This is a genomic window from Mesorhizobium sp. M7A.F.Ca.MR.362.00.0.0 (genome assembly GCF_004023175.1).
In the GTDB taxonomy this organism is placed as follows: Bacteria; Pseudomonadota; Alphaproteobacteria; order Rhizobiales; family Rhizobiaceae; genus Mesorhizobium.
Map to the genome: position 1 here is coordinate 1 of NZ_RZTF01000376.1, position 6,254 is coordinate 6,254.

Here is a 6,254-nt window from a genome sequence, read left to right on the forward strand (position 1 = left end):
CCACAAGGGGGAGGGGGATGCTGCCGCTCGCCGTTCACACAGCTTCCGGGCCCGGACTTCTGCTGTTTTGTCGTGGTCGGCGCCTGCGAGAGTTCCCCTCCCCCTTGTGGGGAGGGGCTAGGGGTGGGGGTCCCTCTTCGTCAGAATTCTTGTTCGACAGACAGAACAGAGGGTGCCGCCTAATGTTCCGCCTGGAAGCCCGCACAAGCACACCTGCCTGGTTCAACCTCGCTCTGCCATTGCTGGCGATCGGCGGGACGCTCATCCTATGCAGCGGCCTCATCGCGCTGGCCGGCGCCGGCGTGCTCGAAGCTTATGGCGTGATGTTCACGGCGTCGCTGGGCGACAGCTATGCGATCACCGAAACGATGGTGCGTGCAACACCCATGATCTTCACCGGACTGGCGGTCGCGGCCGCCTTCCGGGCCAAATTCTGGAACATCGGCGCCGAGGGGCAATTGCTGGCCGGCGCGGTGGCCAGCTGCTTTGTCGGCGCCATTCCAATGCCGGGGCCGCTCGCCATGGTCTTGATGGCGGTCGCCGGTGCTGCGGCGGGAGCCGCAGTCGCGCTGGTGCCGGCGACGCTCAGAGTAAAATTCAAGGTCGACGATGTCGTCAGTTCGCTGCTGCTCAACTCGGTCATCTATTATGCGCTGATGGCGCTGATCGAAGGCCCGTGGAAGGACTCCTTCAGCGGCTATCCGATCTCGCCGCCGATCGAAGATTCGGCCAATTTCCCGGTGCTGCTCGAAGGCACAAGACTGCATCTCGGCGTCGTCGCGGCGCTGATCGCGGCGCCGCTGATCTGGTTCCTGATCGTGCGCACGACGCTCGGCTTCAGGATCAGGGTCACCGGCGAAAACCCGGAAGCCGCCAGATATGGCGGCATCCATGTCGAGCGGGTGCTGATCTCGACGGCGCTGCTGTCCGGCGCGCTGGCCGGGTTGGCCGGCGTCGGCGAGGTCGGCGGCGTGCATTTCCAGGTGATGAGCGACATCTCGCCGGGCTACGGCTATTCCGGCATCGTCGTTGCCATGCTGGCGCGGCTCAACCCGCTCGGCGTGGTGCCGGCGGCGATCTTCCTTGCCGCCGTGATGACCGGCGCCGAGGCGATGTCGCGGGCGACCGGCGTTCCGGCCTTCCTCAGTGACGTCATCCAGGGCACCGCATTGCTTGCCATGCTGGTGGCACTGCTGTTCACCGCCTATCGCATCCGCCGCGTCGGAGTTGCCCGATGAGCGCGGTACTCGAACAGATATTCCAGGTCGGCTTCCTGGCCGCGATCATCCGCATTGCCACGCCGCTGGCTTTCGCGACGCTCGGCGAAATGTTCTCGGAGCGGGCTGGCGTGCTCAATCTCGGCATCGAAGGCATCATGCTGTTGTCGGCGATGACCGGCTTTACCGCCGCCAGCCTCAGCGGCAGCCTGTGGCTCGGCGTGCTGGCTGCGGTGCTGACCGGCATGCTGATGGGCGCGCTGCATGCGCTGTTCACCGTGGCGCTCGGCCTCAGCCAGCATGTCTGCGGCATCGGCGTGACGCTGTTCTCGTCGGGCCTCGCCTATTTCCTCTACCGGCTGATCTTCGGCCAGCAGTCGGTGCCGCCCAATATCAAGGGGTTTCAGACACTGCCGATCCCGCTCCTTTCGGACATCCCGGTGCTCGGGACGGCGGTGTTCAACCAGTTCGCGCTGGTCTACATGGCGATCCTGGCCATTCCGCTGGCCGCCTTCGTGCTCTACCGCACGCCATGGGGCCTGTCGGTGCGTATGGTCGGCGAAAACCCGCGCGCCGCCGATTCGGCGGGGGTCAGCGTCATTGCCACGCGCTTCCAGGCAGTCATCCTCGGCGGTGCGCTGATGGGGCTGGCCGGCGCCTTTCTGTCGATGGCGCAGTTCAACGCCTTCACCTTCGGCGTCGTCTCGGGGCGTGGCTGGGTGGCGATCGCGCTGGTCGTGTTTGGCCGCTGGGATCCGTGGCGCTCGGCGGGGGCGGCGCTGCTGTTCGCCTTCGTCGATGCGCTGCAGCTGCGCCTGCAGGCCAGCGGGCTCGGACACATCCCCTACGAGGCGTTCCTGATGCTGCCGTTCATCTTCACCATTGTCGCCATGGCGGTGATGTCGCGCAACGCGACGGCACCGTCGGCGCTGCTCAAGCCGTTTCGACGGGAAGAACGGTAGACGAGCAGGACTTGGTGCCTTTCCTCTCCCCCGATCGACGGGGTAGAGGAAGGGCGACAAGCTGTCCCTGGGACGAAGAACCTGTCCCTGGAAAGCCTCACATCGCCGTAAAACCATTGTCAACGAACAGATGCGTGCCGTTGACGAAGCTCGACTCGTCGCTGGCCAGGTAGAGCGCTGCCCTCGCCACCTCTTCCGGCTCGCCGATGCGGCCCTGCTGCGCGGCCAGTGCCGCGTCGGAGACGTCGACGCCGAGCCTGCCGAGGTCGGCGACCTCGCGCAGGCCGTGCGGTGTACGGATGAAGCCGGGGCAGACGGCGTTGCAGCGGATGTTGCGATCGCGGAACTCGACGGCGATGGCGCGGGCGAACATGTGGCAGGCGCCCTTGGTGGTGTCGTAGAGCACTTCGTTGGGAGTCGCCGCCACCGCCGAGATCGACGAAGTACAGACGATCGAGCCGCCGCCGGCCGCAATCATGCCGGGCAAAACGGCGCGCGTCATCAGGAACATCGAGCGCACATTGACGGCATGCAGCCAATCCCATTCCTGCACCGTGGTCTCCAGGAAGGGCTTTATCACGATGGTGCCGGCGTGGTTGAACAGCACGGTGACCGGTCCGAGTTTTTCGATAGCACCCTTCACGGCCGCTTCGACCTGTGCCTCGTCGGAGACGTCGGCGACAAAATGCTCGGCGAGATGGCCGCGCGCCCTGATTGTCGCTGCGGTTGCGGCGGCCGCCTCGCCGTTGCGGTCGATGATCGCCACCTTGGCGCCTTCGGCGGCGAACAGCTCCGAAGCCGCTCCACCCATTCCCGTCGCTCCTCCCGAAATGATGGCGACCTTGCCGGCCAGTCTTGTGCCCATTTTTCTGCCCCCTGTGTGGCGATTTCGCTTTGCTGGTGGGCGATGCTACCGCGCCGGCGCCGGGCGGCCAATCCACGAATTGAGCGCAGCGAAAGCAAGGCCATAGGTCCATTCGGACGCAGAAGCGAAAACGGACGCTCCATATGGATCGGCCGTTGGAGGGCTCCCTCTAAGCAAGTGTCTACCAATTTCCAGCACCATAGGAGAAAATTATTCTATCTTTGGCCAAAAAATAGCAATCGACAAAGTCTACAAGTTTTATAGATTAACCGGCGAGACGGAGGTCGATATGTCCTATATCCAGAACGCCCAGACGGATCGCAGTGATCAGCGGTCGGCCAATGCCCAGGCCTTTCGCCCGGCCTATGCCGGGGCTTTCGCCTATCTCGTCTTTGCCCTTGCGTTCGTGTTCACCGGGGCCGTTGTGCTGGGCCTTATTCCCTGAGTCTTCAGATCGACCGGGCTTAGCTGCCACCGCTTTCAGGCAATCGGAGTTGAATGAACCGAATCCTCGGCGTGCTTTCGCGCGCCCGACACCACGGAGGACATGGCAATGCCGATCGAGTTCACGCATATTCCCGGCAAGACCGCCGACGCCGCGGTTCCCTTTTTCTACGACTTTGCCGAGACCGCGACCAAGCTCGGGCTGATCGAGGATGGCGGCTTCCGCAAGATCGTCATCGACGATTCGGCCGGACTGCTGACCAACATGGATCTTGCGGCCCAGGTGCTCGACCGCACCTCGTCGCTGGAAGTCGTGCTCACCCATTGGGCGGGTGTGGTCGAACCGACCGTGGCGGCCCGCCAACTGGCGTCGATCGACAGGAAAAGCGGCGGGCGCCTGGCGCTGAGAATGATCAGCGAGCCGCTGAGCGACGCCGACGCCGAAACACGGCCGGTCGGGCACACCGTCATCTGGCAGCGCATCGACGAATATCTGGTGCTGCTGAAGCGGCTGTGGTCGAACGACCGGCCCTTCGACCACGAAGGAACGTTCTACAGCATCAAGGGCGGCTATGTGCCGCGCAAGGGACCGCACGGCGCCGACCTGGTCATCCGCATGGGCGGGCAGTCCGGAACGGCACTCAAAGTTGCCGGCCGGCATGCCGATGTCTTTGAATTGGCGCCCGGCTCGATCGACGAGATCCGGCAATTGATGGAGCGGGTGCGCCGCTCCGCCGCCGAACATGGCCGGGCCGGCAAGCTGCGCTTCGCGCTTCCGGTCGGGATTCACCAAGGTGCTTCCGCTTCCGGCCACAAGGCGGTCGATGTTGCCGGGCCGCCAGCCCAGGCGGCCCTGTCGCTGCTTGCTTATGCAGCCCTTGGGATCGATGAATTCATGATTGTCGGCGTCGATACGCCACGCGAGATCGCAACGCTCGGCCGGGAAACGATCGCTCTGCTGCGCAATTCGCTGGCGCGTCGCGAACACGAGGCATTCCAGCCTGGGGCATATGCGTCTCGTGCAGGATTGGAGACGCGGGCAACGGGCTGAAGTTCTTCAGCCTTTTGTTGCCTCGGGCCTGTCGCCAAGCCGCGACAGGCCTTCAATGACAGCGCTCGAATCCGTTAGCGCGCCGAAGACGCCGTCTTCAACCGTCACCATGTGAAGGGCTGCTTCGTGCGCTTGTCTGTCGCCGCTGGCGCAGGCGTCCGAAATCGTCAGGCATTGGAAATTGCGGTCGCAGGCCTCACGCAGCGTGGTGTGGACGCAGACATCCGTGGTGCATCCGGAAAACAGCAGATGCGTGATGCTTTGCGCGCGCAGCACTAGCTCGAAATCCGTATAAATGAAGGCGCTGTTGCAGGTCTTGTCGACAATGATGTCCTGCGGCGCCACGTCGATCTCCGGAACGATCTGGAACCCCGTGCCCGAGCGCAGCAGGATATCGGTGCCCTCGAGACCGGCGCGCTTGCGGCGCCATTTTTCGTAAGGCGTCATATCGGCCATGTCGGCCCGATAGCCCTGCCTGGTGTGGATGACCCTGACGCCGGCCTTGCGCGCGGCAGCGATCAGCCGGCTCACCGTCGGCAGGACCGCCCTTAGAGGCGACGGGTCATAGCCCTGCCTGGCGAAGTAGCCTGTCGTCGACAGGAAATCCTGCTGCAGGTCGATGACGACCAGTGCGGTGTTTTCGGCCACCAGTCTGCCGTCGTAGGGGAAATCGAAGGGCGTTGCCTTGATCATCCGGGGCTCCCTGCTTTGGGCCGCCACCATAGTGGATCAGCGCGACGACACCAGATGCTGCGCGTCGTGCAGACGCCGATAGATGCCGCCGGCGCGGAGCAGTTCGCTGTGCGAACCCTGTTCGACGACGCCCGACTCCGAGACGACGACGATGCGGTCGGCGCCGCGGATCGTTGCCAGCCGGTGTGCGATGACCAGCGTGGTTCGGCCCTCGGCAAGTTCGGCCAACGACTTCTGGATTTCGCGCTCGGTCTCGGTGTCGAGCGCCGACGTCGCCTCGTCGAGGATAAGGATCGGCGGGTTCTTCAGGAACATGCGGGCGATCGCCAGCCGCTGCTTCTGGCCGCCGGACAATTTTACGCCGCGCTCGCCGATGATCGTGTCATAGCCGGCCGGCAGGCCCGATATCATGCCGTCGAGCTGCGCCCGCCGCGCGGCATCGGCGATGGCGTCGTCGGAGGCGCCGAGACGGCCATAGGCGATGTTTTCGCGGATCGAGCCGCCGAACAGGAAGACATCCTGCTGGACGATGCCGATCTGGCCGCGCAGCGAGGCGAGCGTCATGTCCCTGATATCGATGCCGTCGATGCTGATCGCGCCGGCGCTGACCTCGTAGAAACGCGGCAGCAGCGAGCACATGGTGGTCTTGCCGGCGCCGGACGGGCCGACGAAGGCGATGGTTTCGCCGGCGTGGATGGTGAGATCGATACCCCTGAGCACCGGCTTGCCGTCGCCATAGCCGAAGCTGACACCGCGATATTCGATGTCGCCCTTGAGGCCGCCCACAGTCACGGCACCTGGCCGGTCGGCAATGTCGGGTTCGGTGTCGAGTAGCTCGGTGTAGCGCCGGAAGCCGGCAATACCCTTGGGATAGGTCTCGATCACCGAATTGATCTTCTCGATCGGCCGTACGAAGACGCCGACCAGAAGCAGGAAGCCGACGAAGCCGCCATTACTGAGGCCTCCCGTGATGACGAGATAGCTGCCGGCGATCATGACCACGAGCTGGATCAGCCTTATGC

At 64.3% G+C, this 6,254-nt stretch carries 7 protein-coding genes; 4 read left to right on the forward strand and 3 right to left on the reverse strand.

Annotation, left to right across the window (positions count from 1 at the left end; translation table 11 throughout):
• Nucleotides 1-182 precede the first annotated feature (182 nt).
• On the forward strand, nucleotides 183-1,238 hold the full coding sequence (locus tag EOC06_RS30415; protein ID WP_128309531.1) for an ABC transporter permease: 1,056 nt from the start codon (nucleotides 183-185) through the stop codon (nucleotides 1,236-1,238).
• On the forward strand, nucleotides 1,235-2,179 hold the full coding sequence (locus EOC06_RS30420) for an ABC transporter permease (protein ID WP_128309532.1): 945 nt from the start codon (nucleotides 1,235-1,237) through the stop codon (nucleotides 2,177-2,179). Before EOC06_RS30415 ends, EOC06_RS30420 begins: the two co-directional genes overlap by 4 nt.
• Before the next feature lie 97 nt (nucleotides 2,180-2,276).
• Here the strand turns inward: EOC06_RS30420 and EOC06_RS30425 are convergent, their stop codons facing one another.
• A complete protein-coding gene (locus EOC06_RS30425; RefSeq protein WP_127269070.1) occupies nucleotides 2,277-3,044 on the reverse strand; it encodes an SDR family NAD(P)-dependent oxidoreductase in 768 nt (255 codons plus the stop codon).
• Nucleotides 3,045-3,333: 289 nt separating this feature from the next.
• Here EOC06_RS30425 and EOC06_RS30430 point away from each other — a divergent pair, with 289 nt between their 5' ends.
• Both EOC06_RS30430 and EOC06_RS30435 read left to right on the forward strand, forming a co-directional pair.
• A complete protein-coding gene (locus tag EOC06_RS30430; protein ID WP_127269069.1) occupies nucleotides 3,334-3,489 on the forward strand; it encodes a hypothetical protein in 156 nt (51 codons plus the stop codon).
• A gap of 108 nt (nucleotides 3,490-3,597) precedes the next feature.
• Nucleotides 3,598-4,539, forward strand: coding sequence for an LLM class flavin-dependent oxidoreductase (locus EOC06_RS30435; protein ID WP_127808765.1), 942 nt, complete (start codon nucleotides 3,598-3,600; stop codon nucleotides 4,537-4,539).
• A gap of 6 nt (nucleotides 4,540-4,545) precedes the next feature.
• On the opposite strand, the gene EOC06_RS30440 is transcribed toward EOC06_RS30435, so the two are convergent.
• Together EOC06_RS30440 and EOC06_RS30445 are read right to left on the reverse strand one after the other, a co-directional pair.
• Nucleotides 4,546-5,232 (reverse strand): cysteine hydrolase family protein, encoded by a 687-nt coding sequence (locus EOC06_RS30440; RefSeq protein ID WP_128309533.1) that lies wholly within the window; start codon nucleotides 5,230-5,232, stop codon nucleotides 4,546-4,548.
• Nucleotides 5,233-5,268: 36 nt separating this feature from the next.
• The coding region (locus EOC06_RS30445; protein WP_164898814.1) for an ABC transporter ATP-binding protein at nucleotides 5,269-6,254 on the reverse strand (986 nt) is incomplete at its 5' end.